16 protein-coding genes are annotated in these 15087 nt (G+C 42.3%); 7 read left to right on the top strand and 9 right to left on the bottom strand.

What is annotated here, in order from left to right:
* Positions 1-18 precede the first annotated feature (18 nt).
* Positions 19-1218 (bottom strand): alpha/beta hydrolase-fold protein, encoded by a 1200-nt coding sequence (locus FCN25_RS09985; RefSeq protein ID WP_137224268.1) that lies wholly within the window; start codon positions 1216-1218, stop codon positions 19-21.
* Between the two features lie 213 nt (positions 1219-1431).
* Between FCN25_RS09985 and mtnC the strand changes: the two genes are divergently transcribed.
* A complete protein-coding gene (gene mtnC / locus FCN25_RS09980; RefSeq protein WP_137224266.1) occupies positions 1432-2112 on the top strand; it encodes an acireductone synthase in 681 nt (226 codons plus the stop codon).
* Between the two features lie 64 nt (positions 2113-2176).
* On the opposite strand, the gene FCN25_RS09975 is transcribed toward mtnC, so the two are convergent.
* On the bottom strand, positions 2177-3223 hold the full coding sequence (locus tag FCN25_RS09975; RefSeq protein WP_137224264.1) for a hypothetical protein: 1047 nt from the start codon (positions 3221-3223) through the stop codon (positions 2177-2179).
* Between the two features lie 139 nt (positions 3224-3362).
* Here FCN25_RS09975 and FCN25_RS09970 point away from each other — a divergent pair, with 139 nt between their 5' ends.
* Both FCN25_RS09970 and FCN25_RS09965 read left to right on the top strand, forming a co-directional pair.
* Positions 3363-3785 carry a thioesterase family protein gene (locus tag FCN25_RS09970; protein ID WP_137224262.1) on the top strand — a complete coding sequence of 141 codons (423 nt, stop codon included), beginning with the start codon at positions 3363-3365 and terminating at the stop codon, positions 3783-3785.
* Between the two features lie 52 nt (positions 3786-3837).
* The gene (locus tag FCN25_RS09965; protein ID WP_137224260.1) at positions 3838-4053 is read left to right on the top strand and encodes a GNAT family N-acetyltransferase; all 216 of its coding nucleotides are present in this window, start codon (positions 3838-3840) and stop codon (positions 4051-4053) included.
* 349 nt (positions 4054-4402) lie between these two features.
* On the opposite strand, the gene FCN25_RS09960 is transcribed toward FCN25_RS09965, so the two are convergent.
* From FCN25_RS09960 to FCN25_RS09935, 6 genes are all read right to left on the bottom strand, one after another.
* Positions 4403-4810: a thioesterase family protein gene (locus FCN25_RS09960; RefSeq protein WP_137224258.1), complete on the bottom strand. Its 408-nt coding sequence runs from the start codon at positions 4808-4810 to the stop codon at positions 4403-4405.
* A gap of 100 nt (positions 4811-4910) precedes the next feature.
* On the bottom strand, positions 4911-5699 hold the full coding sequence (locus FCN25_RS09955) for an Mbeg1-like protein (protein ID WP_137224256.1): 789 nt from the start codon (positions 5697-5699) through the stop codon (positions 4911-4913).
* Positions 5700-5830: 131 nt separating this feature from the next.
* The gene (locus FCN25_RS09950; protein WP_137224254.1) at positions 5831-7624 is read right to left on the bottom strand and encodes a long-chain fatty acid--CoA ligase; all 1794 of its coding nucleotides are present in this window, start codon (positions 7622-7624) and stop codon (positions 5831-5833) included.
* A gap of 163 nt (positions 7625-7787) precedes the next feature.
* Positions 7788-9080 (bottom strand): ABC transporter permease, encoded by a 1293-nt coding sequence (locus FCN25_RS09945; RefSeq protein WP_137224252.1) that lies wholly within the window; start codon positions 9078-9080, stop codon positions 7788-7790.
* Positions 9077-9946, bottom strand: coding sequence for an ABC transporter ATP-binding protein (locus FCN25_RS09940; RefSeq protein ID WP_137224250.1), 870 nt, complete (start codon positions 9944-9946; stop codon positions 9077-9079). Before FCN25_RS09940 ends, FCN25_RS09945 begins: the two co-directional genes overlap by 4 nt.
* Before the next feature lie 44 nt (positions 9947-9990).
* Positions 9991-10368, bottom strand: a complete 378-nt coding sequence (locus FCN25_RS09935; RefSeq protein WP_137224248.1) for a GntR family transcriptional regulator — start codon at positions 10366-10368, stop codon at positions 9991-9993.
* Positions 10369-10462: 94 nt separating this feature from the next.
* Between FCN25_RS09935 and FCN25_RS09930 the strand changes: the two genes are divergently transcribed.
* From FCN25_RS09930 to FCN25_RS09915, 4 genes are all read left to right on the top strand, one after another.
* Positions 10463-12061, top strand: a complete 1599-nt coding sequence (locus tag FCN25_RS09930; RefSeq protein WP_137224246.1) for an alpha/beta hydrolase — start codon at positions 10463-10465, stop codon at positions 12059-12061.
* A gap of 2 nt (positions 12062-12063) precedes the next feature.
* On the top strand, positions 12064-12798 hold the full coding sequence (locus FCN25_RS09925; protein ID WP_137224244.1) for an ATP-binding cassette domain-containing protein: 735 nt from the start codon (positions 12064-12066) through the stop codon (positions 12796-12798).
* Positions 12798-13931 (top strand): ABC transporter permease, encoded by a 1134-nt coding sequence (locus tag FCN25_RS09920; RefSeq protein ID WP_137224242.1) that lies wholly within the window; start codon positions 12798-12800, stop codon positions 13929-13931. The genes FCN25_RS09925 and FCN25_RS09920 overlap by 1 nt, the downstream gene beginning before the upstream one ends.
* A gap of 138 nt (positions 13932-14069) precedes the next feature.
* Positions 14070-14294 (top strand): hypothetical protein, encoded by a 225-nt coding sequence (locus tag FCN25_RS09915; RefSeq protein WP_137224240.1) that lies wholly within the window; start codon positions 14070-14072, stop codon positions 14292-14294.
* Positions 14295-14373: 79 nt separating this feature from the next.
* On the opposite strand, the gene mog is transcribed toward FCN25_RS09915, so the two are convergent.
* Positions 14374-14907, bottom strand: a complete 534-nt coding sequence (gene mog, locus FCN25_RS09910) for a molybdopterin adenylyltransferase (protein ID WP_137224238.1) — start codon at positions 14905-14907, stop codon at positions 14374-14376.
* Positions 14908-15087 lie beyond the last annotated feature (180 nt).

The following is a 15087-nucleotide window of genomic DNA, read 5'->3' as shown; positions in this document are numbered from 1 at the left end:
CGCTTAGTTTTGAAATACTTATTTTTGAAACTCAGCTAATTGCTTAGTGTATTTGTTTTGATAAAACGGATGGTCGGTACTCGCTAACGCTTGTTGTTCAGCTTCGATAGCCTGAGTCATTTTACCTGTAGCAGCATAAACACTGGCTAACTCATGGTAGGCCGAATGTGCATTAGGGTAGGCTTTCAGCGTATCTTGATAAACCCCAATCGCTTGCTGTGGTGCAGCTTTAACTAAACTATTACCTAAGGCTAACAGCGAATCAATTGCTGGCACATCAAAGCCATAAACCTCATCAGACAACCGTTTATAGTAGGCTAGAATCGCTTTCGTTCCTTGTTGAGATACTTCTGAATCAGCCGCTAAAACAGTGTGAACATCGTTAAATATCATCTCGATGCCCAACGCCGTCGCCAAAATAGGTTGGGTCATATAATAGCTGCCGTCAAAACGTTTGATTTGATAGTTCAATTTATGATTGGCATGGGTTTGAATAATATCTTCAAGCTTAGCAAACGAATCCAGCTGCCTTTGCTCAAAGCCGCTATCACTGGTGCTAATAAATAGAAATCTTGGTTTGCCTTGCATGTTTTTGAGCTTTTTAGACGCATCATTGAGCACATAGGCAAAGTCTGTTGATAACACCGGGCTGGCAGCAATATAGGCATTAAATAAACTAGGACGATTGATTAAGCTGTAGAGCACTAAACCTGCATTGCCAGTAAAGCCGTTAAAAATACGAAAGCCATTGGTGCGATAACGTTTATCAATTGCGGGCAATAAATCTTGCTCAAAAAAGTCCAATAGTGCTTGATCGCCTTGCTGCTCTATCGCACCCTGTTTTAACTTTCCCAAGCCTTGGTGACCGTCGGGCGCGGTAACAATAATGGTTTCTAACCACGGCCAGCCGCCGTTATGGCTCATCCAATCGTGCATGCCCGCTAAATACAAATGGCTGCGGGGATGTAAGTCAAATAACACCACATAACGTTTATCGGTTTGCTTGGTATAACTGTTTGGCAAGGTCACCAAAAAATCGACTTGCTCGCTAAATAAAATGGATTTCACGGTCAGGGTTTCGGTAGTCTGCTGCGGCAATACATCTGTAGCAAACACTAGACTAACGTGAAAAAAACTCAGTAATAACGTGTATATAGATATACTTTGGCGCGATACTTTCGGCCATTTTAAAAAACGACCCGTCCCGATGTTTAGCATACTAGCTTCCTTGTCAGACTTAAGCGTTGAGCAATATTCGAACCTAACAGACCTTCCTAAACAAGGCAATTTAACATTACCTAATATAGTTCACACCTTGCACTAAAAGTCACCTTGTATCGATGCTATATCACGAATAGCACTAGCCTTAGCCGTCAATAAAGCTTAGGATCATCATTAAGCTAATTAATTGTTTTCGGAGTAACAAATCATATGAGTATTAGAGCTATTATCGTTGATACCGCCGGTACCACTACCGATCTTAACTTTATTCAAGATGTGTTATTTCCTTACTCACGAAAAGAGATGGCTAACTTTCTTGAACAAAATCAACATAACGTAATAGTTGATTATTGTATCAGCGATATTAAAGATATTGCCCTAGAGCCAGATGCCACACTCGAGCGTGTAACTGAGATTCTGCAACAATGGATCGATGAAGACCGTAAAATTACTCCTTTAAAAACACTGCAAGGACTCATCTGGAAACAGGGTTATAACCGCGCAGAGTTTACTGGCCACATTTATCCTGACTTTATTGACAGCATTGAACGAATCAAAGAAAAAGGTATTCGCATTTATAGTTTTTCATCTGCCTCTGTTGAAGCGCAAAAACTGCTTTTTAGCCATACCGAGTCAGGTGATTTAACCCTGTCTTTCAATGGTCATTTTGATACCCGCACCGGTAATAAATTAGACAAACAAGCCTATTGTAATATTTGTAATACGATTAGTTTGAAGCCAAAGCAAATTTTATTTGTGTCAGATGTCGCTGAAGAGCTAAAAGCCGCAGAAGCCGCAGGAATGACGACTTGCCAAATGGTCCGTTTTGCAGATCAACGCCAAGCTAAATGTAGAAAAATCAGCAGTTTTAGCGAATTAACTTTCGATTAATACTTTTCTACTCAACATAAAAAACGACCTTTTCAGGTCGTTTTTTATGTCTGTAGCAAATCTATTAACTGGGGAATGCAGGTGAGATACATTTTTTTACTTCAAAATGATAACCGTATTCAGCATTGATATCGGGAGTTATCTCCAGGATTTCATAATCATTAAGCTCAACCACATGCGACAAAGGTAATTTTTTACACCGTGATTTGGTATTAGCCTCTAATTGAAAGGCGAACAACGCAATAGCTTTACGTACACTGGTAAAATACTGGCTGCGTAAATGGTTATAAGGCTGTTTTGCTATCTCATCAATTGCCTCAAGTTCTTGCTCGCGAACTAGCTCGTCAGCCGTTTTAATGACTGGTGGTTCTTCAGCTTTTTTGTCGATGGATTCATCTTTGTCCTTGTCTTGACCTTTAACCGCTAAGGTAGAACCATCATCTGCAAGTATTTCCTCTTCGGTTTCTGCTTCAACTAATTGTACAACTTGCGGATCAGCCAACGCTTTTTCAACTTGGCCATAAAGGTCCATCAGCATAGCAAGGTGATACAACACCACCGCCGCAAGAATAACTCGCACCCAAAAAGTCGTACGATGAAAATGTACGTGATTAATCAGACGAAAGTTTTTCACACCAAAAGGACGGAGTATAAAAGAAATGCCAAACATTAACGGAAAAACAAGCTGTAGTAATAACAGTACAATACAGCTCATTACCACACTCCATGCAGGAATGTAGAGCAAAATGGCGAAGTTATGGGTGTAATTAAAACTACTGGCTGCTACGCCAACCACATCGTTAACCACTGAGCTTGAGCTAGCCAAGGCAAAATTGGCCACAATGGCATAAAACAGTAATAACACTGCTTTGCCTGCCAAACTGTGCCACATGCGCTCAAACAAATGCCAAAACTCAATCGACATCGCCATCACGCTTATCATCGCGACCCACACAACAGAGTCAGTAGTGAACAGTAATATGATTGCCACCAAGTATAATTTTTGCGGAAAACTCAGTTTAGTTTGTAACTCGGTAAACCGTGAACAAAACACCGCCCAACACGAGGATATCCATAAACTTGATGTTGTTAAAAAAGTCTCTTTTCCCAAGGTGAAAATCCTTATGAGGTTACTGGCTACACCGACTGCAAATAGCCACTGTCCCTTGCTGTTCATCAGCCAGACTGTTAAATTAACAGATAAGATTTAAACAAGCGTTTAATTTATTAATTCATAACAGAGAACCGCCATGAATGACTTTTTAGCTCAACATTCTATCAGCACAGATATACAAGTTGCATGGGGTGAAATGGATGCACTGCAACATGTTAATAATTCTGTATATTTTAATTACTTTGAAACCGCTCGTCTCGATTTCTTTAATCAAATTAACTTACTTGGCGATCTTAAATCTACTGGCGTAGGTCCAGTACTTAGCGAAACCAATGCCCGCTTTAAGCGTCCCCTAACGTTTCCGGACGCCATCATTGTTGGTGTTAAGATCAGCGATATCAGTGAAGACCGCTTTGTTATGCATTACACCGTTTTCAGCAAAGCACAGCAAGCGGTTACCACTATCGGTTGGGCAAAAGTGGTGATGTTTAATTTTAAAACGGGTCAAAAAGCCAAATTAACCCCAGAATTACTTGAAGCCCTAAAACAACATGAATAGCGCCGCACATACGATACATACATTAATCATGCGAAAATAGCAGGACACGTCTATGAGTGACCAGAATACCGTGACAGTGCAACACCAAGCTAGCCAACATCGTTTTGTGGTTGTCACTCAAGGCGTCGAAGCCATGCTTGAATATCGCTTAGACGGTCAAAATATCGATTTCCACCGCACCTTTGTACCACCTACGTTACGCGGCCAAGGCATTGCCGAAAAGTTGGTGCGAACAGGATTGGCTTGGGCTAATACCAATCCTCATTAGAATTTGCTCTTTTAGCGAAAATTATCAGTGAGGTATTCGAGGCAGCCTTTTGAAGACATAGTCGTTCTCGGCAACTGCTCCTGCGTTGCTCTACCTCCTGCATCCATGCAGTCGTACGTTAAGAAAGGCTAACAAAGAAGACCACTCTGATAAATTCGCCCTTCGGGGCTGTGTCACACCCCCCATTACTGCTTCAAATGACTTTGATGTAGAAGACTACACCTACAGTCATTTTCATTGTACTGGGCCTAGTGACGCAGCCTAAAATAGATCATATTCTAATAAGGATTGGTATAAGCTTAACGTTAGTGCAAGCTGCAGTTATGTGGTCAAGTTTTTACGTTAACGCTTAAACTGTGCCTGTTAATGCAGCCAATTGTTGACGTACATCGTCAGCAAGTGGTTCACTTTTTTCGGTTTGATAATTGTAATGCACCATGGTGGTAGTCGCTTCGGCGGTTTTGTTACCGTGCTGCCAACAGCTTTGTAATATATCAAAACTGCTGTTACCTAAACGGCTAATGTGCGTTTTTACAATTACCTCCTCGCCATAATACGTTGGCGCAGTAAAGGCGATGGTAAAACCGGCAATAATCATGTTCCACTTGGTTAGGTCTTGCCCGGGGTTAACGATTTCAAAAATCGGCTCACGAGCGGCTTCAAACCACACAGGGATCACTGTGTTATTAATGTGTCCTAACGCATCGGTTTCACAAAAACGTGGTTTTAAGTTCATGCTAAATTGAGTATCTGCCACAAAAATTCCTTTATTATTATTTTAATATGATGACTATAAGTCCATTGACGTTAGTCTTGATGGATAAAACACCTTTGTCCCATTCTAACGACTCAAGTTGTTATAGGTCATCAAAAAAATCTTTATCGCGGATATATTTATGCATGTAGTGCGATACAAATGGTGACAACAACCAACTAGTAAAGCTGAGCAAAAAACGTTTTAGTGGGGAAATATTGTCGTATATACGTTCATTATGCAGCCACAGCATTCGCCCAACATGGCAGAAAAGCCCCGGGAATGGTGGTAAAAACGTGACAATATCTACCCCGCAGCAAATACGGTAGGTTCGCCGATGTAATAAATATTGACGTTGGAAATTCCGAAATCCTGGTGCCGGCTGACCAAAGGTCACGACCCGTTTAATCGATTTTGGAAACTGTCGTTCTAATCTATCAGCCGCCAAAATAGCCATTGCGCCGCCAGACGAATGTCCAGTCAATGTAATGCGTTTACCCAATGAAATAAGTGGATTAACAATGGTATACAGTTGCTGGAAAATACTTTTATCATCCAGATACTCTGGTGATATAGGATTGCTAAGCTGTTCCAATAAATAATCGTAACCGTAATGGACGTGATAATAGCAGTCGTCAAACTGTTTCACTTTAGGCAGGCAGAGCAGATTGATTAACCATTCATGTACAGTTTGCGAACCACGAAATACCACCAGCACTTCAGGATGATCATCACGCCACAACACTCGCGCGCAGATATGTCCCCAACGATTGGCTATTTCGACATAATTGTCGCGTGAGAACCCTAAATATTGCGGATCAAAGTCGGTTTGATACGTTACCTTGCACAACACCGCATAACGTTCATATTGGTAGCGTTTGAGCTTTTTCACATTGATGTTATCGGTCAGGTAAGACTGATTGGAGCATAAGACAAACAGATGACATTTCTGTGAATCCTAGCGATCTCTCAATAACAAAAGGGACGCCATGTGGCATCCCTTTATGATTAAATCACTCGATATCAATGACCATACATGGCGTTAATTTCAGTATGATATTTACTGTAAATCATTTTACGGCGCAACTTTAATGTGGGAGTAATTAAACCCGCTTCCATCGAAAATGCTTCATGTAATAAGGTGAATTTTTTGATTTGTTCAAAACTGGCTAATTCAAACTGCAACTCTTTCAATCGCTGCTCAAAATGCGCTACCACTTGTGAGTGACGTAACAACTCAATTGGGTTTTCAACATGAATACCTTGGGCCAGAGCCCAGGCTTCTAAAGCTTCAAAAGCGGGTACAATTAGCGCTGATACATAGTTACGCGCATCAGCAACAATAGCAACTTGTTCAATAAACGGACAACATGCCACCTTACCTTCAACCCGTTGCGGAGCAATATATTTACCGTTAGAGGTTTTCATTAATTCTTTAATACGATCGGTAATATATAAGTTACCTTGCTCATCAATACGACCAGCATCACCGGTTTTTAACCAGCCGTCTTCAAAGGCTTCAGCGGTATCTTCAGGGCGATTGTAATAACCACGCATCACTGTTTCGCCACGCACCAAAATTTCGTCGTCTTTGCCTAGTTTAATTTGCATAGCATCTAACGGTTTACCGTTTGATCCTGGCACACGATTATCTAAAGTATTACAGGTTACCGTAGCGCAGGTTTCTGTCATGCCATAACCACACAATACTGGAACACCAATACTGTGAAAAAAGCTGCCCACATTAACATCCAGTGCAGCACCACCGACAGGCATAAACTTTAAACGGCCACCCAATACTTGCTGTAGCTTGCTAAAAACCAACTTGTTAGCCAACTTCCACTGTGCACTTAACCATAAACTTCCAGAGGCACGGCCTTGGTTAACTTCGAACTGACGTTTACCTACTGCCATCGCCCAAGCAAAAAGTGCTTGCCTTGGTTTAGAGGCTTTACTGACTTTATCGTGTACGGCGCTGTATATCTTTTCTAAGAATCGCGGCACGGCACATAAGTTATGTGGTCTAACCGCAATTAGAGCTTCTTTAATGCGATGAGTATCATTTAAATACACATTATGGCCACCACGACATAACACATACATGCTCCAACCGCGCTCAAATACATGGCTTAGCGGTAAAAAGGCTAATGATACATCACCCGGAGTGAAAGGTAACTCGCTGTCATGTTGGTTAATCATGGAGGCAAAATTACGGTAGTCGAGCATCACACCTTTGGGATTACCTGTGGTACCAGAGGTGTAAATCAGCGTGAATAAATCATCTAAGCTGGTATTCGCTAATCTGGTATTGAGTTCATCCGTAATAAGGGGATTAAATTGCGCGGTTAATACGTGATCAAAATACACATGATTATCGGCATTCAGGGTCACATTAGCGTCAAACACAACAATGTGTTGCACACATTCAGCTTGTGCGGCAATGGCACATGCCATGTCATATTGTTGTTGGTTATCAGCAAAAATTAATTTTGCCTGAGCATCGTTAACAATAAATACGGCTTGATCAATCGTGCTAGTGGGATACACAGGCACCACCACGTTACGCGCCTTAAGGGCACCGATATCGGCACAAGTCCATTGCGGGCAGTTTTGGGCTAAAATGACTACTTTATCTTGCACTTGTAAACCAAATTCAATTAACAACTGTGCGACAGAGTTTGTAATCGTATTAAATGCACCCCACGTCACCGTATGCCAAGGAGCAGGCATATCAAAGCCTTCAAGGGCAATATTACCACCTAAAGATTGGCTTTGTTGTTGTAGAAGTCTAACGACGTGATATTGATTTAGTAACATATAACAGTGACCTTTTTAGCTTACAAGTGTTCCGCTTTTTGTATTCTACATTAAGCAGCGACAAATCATAAGAGCTTTTGCTCTATTTTTGAGCTAAAGGTCACGTTCATATACTAAACTGATAAGCTGCTAGATCCATAAACCGCTAAATTAACCAACAGAATTAAGGTGTAGTAATACCATTTATCCACAAACGTTTTTTGCCCCACGCTAATACGCCAATACCAATAAGTACCAGTGCCGCATCAATAACTAGCCACACAAAAATACTGTTACCATCTCTTAAAGCGGCAAAGCTCAACGACACCACAACAGAATGAACTAACACTATTAGCATTGCCGCTGTGGCTTGCAGGCTATTACGACTTGCCGAACCTATGCCCAACATAATCGCACAGCCCCAAAAAGTGCTTAGCCCTAAATGCAGTATAAATACCCCATCATATTGAGGATCAATTAAGCTATTTATAAAACAGAGCACGCTTACCATCACCACTAACACAGCAATAAAACGATATTGGCTACGATAAAATGCATTGCGCAATCCACTCAGACCACTATAACTAGGCAATAAAAACAGTGTTTCAGCGGCTCGCCAACGTTGAATTCGGCTCCAATGTACAATGGCACAACTGATCACGCTAAATTGCGCCAATAGAAATAATGACGGTACATCAATATCAAACAGCCACGACAGCAACATTAATCCGAGGGTGATTAATGGCAAACACAACAACATAACCATTAACACTGGGCCGATAAAAAAGTTCATTGGGTGAAACAGCCTCTCCACACGAGTAATCCAAGTGAATCTTTTTATACTTGGCAGCCACATCCAGCCCATTTGCACTGCATTGAGGTGCACCACGCGCGCCTCATTATTCCAGCTGAGTTGGCGGCATAAGGGAATCACCCTAAACAACAGAGCTGCAATCGTTGCCAACATTAGCCAGGTTGGAATATGAAACGCGAGATTATCGATAAACGGCACGGAAACGAAGAGTAAAAACGATAAATGAAAACTGTTACTGCGCCATAAACAAGCCCATATAAACAGTAAACTAACAACTATCCCTAGCAGCAATCTTGGGATGACATCATAAGCAGCAAAAGCAATACAGACCAATAGCTGTATCAATAACATACCCACTGCGATGGTAACCGCCTGAACGAGTACGAGCTGTTGATAATTAGGTATTAGACCGGTCAGCTCGGATGCTGCTAAACGATTTAATTGCCACGCTATTGCTGCCGCTGTAGAGACTGTGGCCATTGAAAAAACTAAACTGACAATATCAGTTTTACCTATGACTAAACACAGAATTCCTAGCGCAAGGCCAAGCCCTGCTGTGGCAATAAAGCTGACACAGCCTAAGTCATATAACCATAAACGCAACATGCCACGGTAAGGTTTACGCCATGATGAAAGCTGGCTATTTTGCAGCGATTGATTCATCGATGCAGCTCCATAAATAACTGTTCTAGGTTGAGTGATTTTTCACTCTGCACACCCGTAATATTTGATGGGTTACCTTGAGTATCCACCAGCACACTTTGTCCGGTTTGGCTCAATATTTTATAATGTGACGGTAACTGAGCGTTGTCGGTTAAGTTGAGTAATTTAACCTCTTCACGCAGGGCGTCGATTTCTTTAAACAGTACCAGTTGGCCTTTTTTAATCAGGGCAACATGGCTGGCAACACGTTCTAAATCTGAGGTGATATGCGATGAAAATAACACAGCAGAACCCGAATCGAGTGCGAGATCGAACAAGTCACTCATAAACTGACGCCGGGCAATAGGGTCAAGGCTAGCAACGGGTTCGTCGAGTAATAATAAGGTTGGTCGATACGCCATGGCCATAATCAATGCCAGCGACTGACGCTGACCCACTGATAATTTTTGCACCGCTTGAGTGACATCCAAATCAAAACGGTTAAGCCAATCTTGTTCGAGTGCCATATCCCAATTTGGATAGAAGCTGCGGTGCAATTCTAACGCTTTATCTATAGTGAAGCCTTCATAACCAAAAGGCTGTTGTGGCACATAACCGATGCATTCTTTGGCTGGTATTGACAAGGTTGCAGGTGTTTCTCCTAATGTTGTAATGTCTCCGCTGTCGATATCGAGAATACCTAACGCACAACGCATTAACGTTGATTTACCCGCACCATTTTGACCTAATAATCCGACTACCATGCCAGGATAAAGTGTCATCGACAGTTCAGCCAACACAGTTTGACCTGCTGCAGATTTATCTTTGCTGGCAAAGGTTTTGCTCACATGATTAAAACATAAAACGGGCTTATCTTCGGCTTCCATATCGACTTCCTAAATGATGTCTTTAAAAATTAGCTCTGCAATCGCTATTCTTTATTCCAAAATTGTTCCAACAATGCTTGTAACTGGTCATAATCGACCCCTAATTGTCGTGCTTGCTCAACCAATGCAGTTAATTGTGGAGCCAGTAAACTGCTGCCAGAATCATTATTAGCTGCGGTTCTAGCAGCCACACGTGACGGCTGACCACGACGACGCTCAACCCAACCTTGGTCGACAAGTTGCTGCATGGCTCGTGATACCGTCATTGGGTTTACCGCTAAATGTTCGGCAAGTTGGCGCACTGATGGCAAAACATCTTCGGGGTGCAATTGCCCGCCGACAATTAAGCGCACGATTTGATCGTGCAACTGTCGGTAAATGGGTTCGCCGCTGCTGGGGTTGACATTTATTAATTCTAACATTAGCCTTTAACAACTGTATTAATTCATTGATACACTCATACACTAGATGCTAAGGTATCATAATCGTCATGAAATGCAAAAAGGAAACGTTCCGATGATCAACAGGAAGTTTATCAACACCGACATAGCCAAGCGGATTGTTCGTCCAGATTTATGCCAATCGGCAACGCGTACTAGTCGATGGCTCGCGGTTGCTATTGCTATTTTACTTGCCAACAATAGCTTTGCTGATACATCGGAAGCCAATGTGGTCGAACCGGCTAAAACCAGCGCTTGTTACTTAGACGGTTTAGATGAGCAATTACAATGCGGTAAAATAACGGTAGCAGAAAACCCTAAGCTACCAGACGGTAAGCAAATTGATATTCATTTTGCTATTTTACCTGCGATTAAAAATACTCATCCAGATGAAGCTTTACTCGCCATTGCTGGTGGTCCAGGTCAATCTGCTATTGAAAATGCTGCTGGCTTTAATCGCATGTTGACCAAAGTTCGCCAGCAGCGTGATATTTTATTGATTGACCAACGCGGTACAGGTCAGTCGAACATTTTATCTTGCGACGATGATACCTCTGTGATGCTTAGCATTAATGATGACGACCTCGATATCATCGCCATGACAGAAAAATGCCTAGGTCAAATTGATGCAGATGTAAGTCAATACGGTAGTAATACCGCGTTAAAAGATTTCGAAGCAGTACGCGAATATTTAGGTTATCAAAAACTACATTTATACGGTATATCCTACGGAACACGTATGGCACAGCTTTATATGCGTCATTACCCAGAAGCCTTACTAACCGTGACATTAGATGGCGTGGTACCGATACAACAAAGTGTTGTAGCCATTGGTGATTCAATAGAGCGTGGTTTAAATGTGTTATGGCGCGACTGTAAAAGCACACCCGCTTGCCAGCAACAGTTTCCTGATTTAGCTGACGAATACAATAAAGTCGACCAACTGCTCGCCACCGCACCGATAAACCAACAAGTACGTGACCCCCAAACAGATGAACTCAGCGACTTTCTACTCACCCGCGGTAAGTTTAGCGGCGCAATTAGAATGGCGATGTACATGGCAAACATCCGTGCACTGATCCCCCATGCTATTCATCAAGCGTCACAAGGTAATTACCAACCAATATTAGGTATTTACGCTTTAACAGCTGACAGCACAGGTATTGCTATGGGCATGCATGCATCCGTGGTGTGTGGCGAAGACATTCACCGCATTACAGATCAAATGCGTAAAGATGCGAAAGAATCGTACATCAGTGGCAACATGTTAGAAGGGTTAGAAAAAACCTGCCAGGTTTGGCCAATACAGCCTGTTGATGACAACTTTAGTGAACCCATTCACAGTGATCTACCCACTTTATTGTTATCTGGCGAATTAGACCCAGCTACTCCACCCAATTGGGGCGCTTTAGCACAAGAGAAACTCACCAACTCAAAACACTTCATCGCACCTTACGCAACCCATGGTGTAGCGGGACAAAGCTGTGGCAATGATTTAGTGGCCCAGTTAGTCGAACAAGGTTCAGTAAAAGATATCGATGCAGAATGCTTACAAAAAGATGTGCGTCGTAGCTTTTATCTCAACGCTAACACCGTAGAAGTGCTGCCGGTTGTCGACACGGCCACAGACATAGAAACAACAGCACCAGCGAATACCGCTGCGGATAAGGAATAGTCATGATTACTGTTGCAAACTTAACTAAAAAAATTGGCGATGTGCAGGCTCTAGATGATTTAAGCTTTAGCGCTGAAAATGGTCAAATTACGGGTTTACTCGGCCCCAATGGTGCCGGTAAAACGACCTGTTTACGTACCTTGTTTGGCTTACTTAAACCAGACTCTGGCACTGCCACCGTCAATCATATTGATGTGGCTGTCGATCCAATAGGAGCCAAAAAGCAATTAGGTTTATTCCCAGACCCTTTTGGTTTGTACGAGCGCCTTACCCCACGTGAATACATTACCTTTTTTGCTGAACTCAGCGGCATGTCGCGTAAACAAGCTAAAGAAGCCACTGCCGATGTGATTGCACAGCTCAAGCTTGAAGACATTAGCGACCGTCGCTGCAAAGGTTTTTCCCAAGGCCAACGAATGAAAACGGCATTAGCACAAGCGATAGTACACAAGCCAAGTAACATCATATTAGACGAGCCCACTCGTGGACTTGATGTCATGAGTACCCGTTTATTGCGTGACATTTTATTGCAACTCAAAGCTGAAGGTCATTGTGTGTTGTTTTCAAGCCACGTGATGCAAGAAGTCGCCGCCTTATGTGACAGAGTAATCGTAATGGCTAATGGCAAAGTGGTTGCTATTGGTAGCCCTGACGAATTGTGTCAGCAAACAGGTAAAGACTCGCTAGAAGATGCATTTATCGAACTTATCGGTACTGACGAAGGGATTGCAGCATAATGAAAATGATACTCGCAATGGTGCGCAAAGAACTCATCGACGCCGCACGAGATAAACGATCGGTTATGGCTGGTTTATATTATGCCATTGGTACGCCGCTGATCATGTGCGGCATGTTTATGGTATTAATTGGCCAACTGTCTAGCCCAGAAGATTTAAATATCAATATTAACAATGCCGATAACGCTCCAGATTTAGTGCGCTACTTAAGTAATAACGGCATCAACCATGGTGAAGATGAACAAGCGAATAAAATAATCTTAACGATTAGTGACGATTACGCCGCCAACATGGCCAAAGCTAAACAAGCTGAAGTGATATTAATAGCCGACAATTCAGATGAGAAGCTGCAAAAATCAATTCGTCGACTAGAGCGTCAACTGCAAGCCTATAGCGCAGAAATGGGCAGTATTCGCTTAATTGCACGCGGTATTAATCCACGTATCACCCAGCCGTTGAAGGTTAATATCGAAGATAAAGCCACACCAGACTCTAAAGGTGGAATGATTTTAGGCATCGCCATTTTCACCATGATGTACTCGGTATTTATTTCCGGCATGAACCTCGCTATCGACACCAGTGCCGGTGAGCGTGAGCGTAATTCACTAGCATTATTGTTAAGCCACCCAATGAGCACCCGCGAATTAGTCATCGGTAAAATCATTGCTGTTACGTGTTTTGCTCTGCTCGGATTAATCTTGATTTTGCTGGTATCAAAAGTGGCTTATCCCTTTGTACCGTGGCAAGAAATCGGCTTTACCATCAACATTAGCCAAGACTTTATGGGCTTAATGTTCCTCGTAGGCATTCCCGTCGCATTGATGGCCGCCACTTTACAATTGTATGTGTCGTTTATGGCCAAAACCTTTAAAGAGGCGCAATCATACTTAACCATGGTGTTATTTGTGCCACTGGCATTGTCAATGGCAGCCAGTTACAACATTGCCCCAGACGTATTGCAGTGGTTACCAGTATCTGGCCAGCAGCAAGCATTAATGGGCTTTATTAAAGGTCGTGAAATTCCAATGATGCAGTTAATTATTTCATCAGTGACCACACTGATCATTGCGATAGCATTAGCCGCAGGCTTAGAAAAATCACTTAAGAGTGAAAAAGTTGTCTTTGGATTATAACGGTTAGCTTATAACGATGAGCCTCAGCCTTATCGAGTAGAGATAAGACTGGGGTTATTAGTAAGAGAGATTAGCTAGCGCTTTTAACAAGAGCAAGTCACAAATCTATTAACAAAAGAGCATTAATAAGGACTCATTATGGAAAACGATATTGCCATTATCGCGCTGGTCTTCATTATTGTGGTTGGCACCACGGCATCTGAAATGTTCAAGTATTATATGAAGCACAAGCAGCAAGCTGACACGGGCAGTGTCAGTGATCTACAAGCACAAAACCAAGCGTTGATTGAACGAGTGCAAGTGTTAGAGAAACTGGTTACCGACAGTGATTTTGATTTAAAGCAGCAGTTTAAACAGCTGTAGTATTGATGCTGAAGTATCATCAATCAGGTCAAATAAAAATGCCGTCAAATTTAGACGGCATTTTTAATCAAGTCTGTTATTACTTCGCTTTAGGTCTAAACGGTTTTATCACCGCTTCGTCACAGACTAGAAATGGACCATCCATTAAGTCAATGCAGTAAGGAATTGCAGGAAATACTGCATCTAAACATTCGCGGATAGACTTAGGCTTGCCGGGTAAATTTACAATCAATGAATCACCACGCAGTCCGGCAGTTTGACGTGACAAAATAGCCGTAGGCACAAATTTTAATGACTCAGCACGCATTAACTCACCAAAGCCAGGCATCATTCTATCGCACACCGCTTCGGTCGCTTCTGGGGTCACATCGCGTTTTGCTGGACCGGTTCCGCCAGTCGTCACAATTAAGCAGCAATCTTGGTTATCAGCTAAGTCGATCAATGTGGCTTCAATAACATCGCCTTCATCAGGGATGACTTTATAAACAGGTTCCCATTCCGAGGTTAGATATTCAGTTAATACATCAATGATCGCCTTACCAGACAGATCTTCATATATACCAGCGCTAGCACGATCACTAACCGTTACGATGCCGATTTTAGCTTTGCTCATGGTTAACTTTCCCTTATGTGGGGTAAATGCAGTAATGCAATTATATGCGCACAATCTAACAAAAAAATCGACGTTCACAAAATCGTATACTGATATATCGGTAACTGTTCAAAAAATTGCTTTCTAGCACAGCGATGACGCCTGATTATGCATTACAATGTATTTTCTGTTCAGGATAGT

Source organism: Shewanella sp. MEBiC00475 (assembly GCF_005234075.1).
Classification (GTDB): domain Bacteria; phylum Pseudomonadota; class Gammaproteobacteria; order Enterobacterales; family Shewanellaceae; genus Shewanella; species Shewanella polaris.
The sequence above is the reverse complement of the archived record's forward strand: the minus strand, read 5'-3'. Positions and strand labels throughout refer to the sequence as shown.